We start from the raw sequence: 1,526 nt of genomic DNA on the forward strand, positions 1-1,526 counted from the left end.
TCGCGTCGTCCGCCGAACCGGTCAGGGCGTCCTTCGACGGTTCGCCGAGCGGGTCGGCCATGCGGAGCACGGGGCCGTGGGCGACGCCACGGCCGACGCCGGTGCCGAGCAGTTCGGACATTCGAGACTCCTTCATCTCACGCGCGCTTGCGGTGGGGTGGTTCGTTCGGTGCGCGCAGCGCGGAGACGGGACCCCGCCGGTGCGGCTGAGCAGCACCATACCCCGATCCACGTTGACAAACAAACACATCCGGGGATAAAAATGCAGAAACAGATGCCCGTTTGCGTCTGGCGGCGGATCCGTTCGGGTCGCTGTCGCCGGAGACGTGCCCGGTCGTGTCCGTTCCGTTCCGACTCCCCCACCGCTTCCGAGACGACGAGGCCCCGATGTACGCACCAGAGCGCCACCAGCGCATCGTCGAACAGGCGCGTGCGCAGGGCCGGGTCGACGTCAAGGACCTCGCCGAGCTGCTCGAGGTGACCCCGGAGACGATCCGCCGCGACCTCACCTCGCTCGAGCGCCGCGGGCTGGTCCGACGTGCGCACGGTGGCGCGATCCCCGTCGAACGCATCACCCTGCACCCGGGGGTCGGCGACCGTGGCGGCATCAACCAGGCCGAGAAGATGGTCATCGCCGAGGCCGCGCTCGGCGAGCTGCCCGAGAACGGGTCGGTCATGATCGACGCCGGCACCTCGACGATCTGCCTCGCCGAGATGCTCCCGACCGACCGTGGCCTCACCGTCGTGACCCACTCCCTGCCCGTGGCGATGGCGGTCGCGAACCGGCCGGGCATCGACCTGCACCTGCTCGGCGGCAACATCCGCAGCGACTCGCTCGCCGGCGTCGGCACGTGGACGCACCAGCTCATCGGGATGGTCAGCGTGGACGTCGCGTTCATCAGCATCAACGGCATCACGCCCGAGCGGGGCCTCACGACGCACAACATGGCCGAGGCCGCCGTGAAGTCCGCGATGATCAAGTCCGCGCGCCGCAGCATCTTGCTCGCCGACCACACCAAGTTCGGTCGCGAGGAGTTCGGCCGCGTCGCCCCGCTCGCCGCGATCGACACGATCATCACCGACCCCGGCGTGAACGCCGACCTCGTCCGCGAGGTCGAGGCCGCCGGCACCGAGGTCTTCTGGCCCGGCCGCGACTGACCCTGCGTCCCGCCCCGGAACCGCCCACCCCGCGCTCGCTACCATGAGCCAACCACCCATCGACAGGAGTACATCGATGTCCGAAGCCACCCGCACCGTCACCGTCGCCAGCGCGTCCGGCCTGCACGCACGCCCGGCCTCCCTCTTCGTCCAGACCGTGACCGCGTCCGGCCACCAGGTCACGATCGCGAAGGGCGACAAGTCCGGGAACGCCGGCAGTATCCTCGCGCTCCTCGGCCTCGGCATCGAGAACGGCGACGAGGTCACCCTCACGGTGAACGGCGACGACGCCGAGACCACCGCGGACAGCCTGGTCGAGTTCCTCAAGACGGACCACGACGCGGCCTGACCACACGACGGACGGGAGG

General features: G+C 69.9%; 2 protein-coding genes. Both read left to right on the plus strand.

Features of this window, described 5'->3' with window-relative positions:
- Positions 1-387: 387 nt before the first annotated feature.
- Positions 388-1,158, plus strand: coding sequence for a DeoR/GlpR family DNA-binding transcription regulator (locus tag BIV01_RS12850; RefSeq protein ID WP_071303090.1), 771 nt, complete (start codon positions 388-390; stop codon positions 1,156-1,158).
- 76 nt (positions 1,159-1,234) lie between these two features.
- Positions 1,235-1,507 (plus strand): HPr family phosphocarrier protein, encoded by a 273-nt coding sequence (locus tag BIV01_RS12855; protein ID WP_070418429.1) that lies wholly within the window; start codon positions 1,235-1,237, stop codon positions 1,505-1,507.
- Positions 1,508-1,526 lie beyond the last annotated feature (19 nt).

The sequence above is a fragment of the Curtobacterium sp. MCBA15_013 genome (assembly GCF_001865095.1).
Taxonomy (GTDB): Bacteria; Actinomycetota; Actinomycetes; order Actinomycetales; family Microbacteriaceae; genus Curtobacterium.

What these genes read in the sequence shown, in the direction of transcription:
- BIV01_RS12850 (WP_071303090.1), top strand. Translation starts at nt 388, where the DNA reads ATGTACGCACCAGAGCGCCACCAGCGCATCGTCGAACAGGCGCGTGCG.
- BIV01_RS12855 (WP_070418429.1), top strand. Translation starts at nt 1,235, where the DNA reads ATGTCCGAAGCCACCCGCACCGTCACCGTCGCCAGCGCGTCCGGCCTG.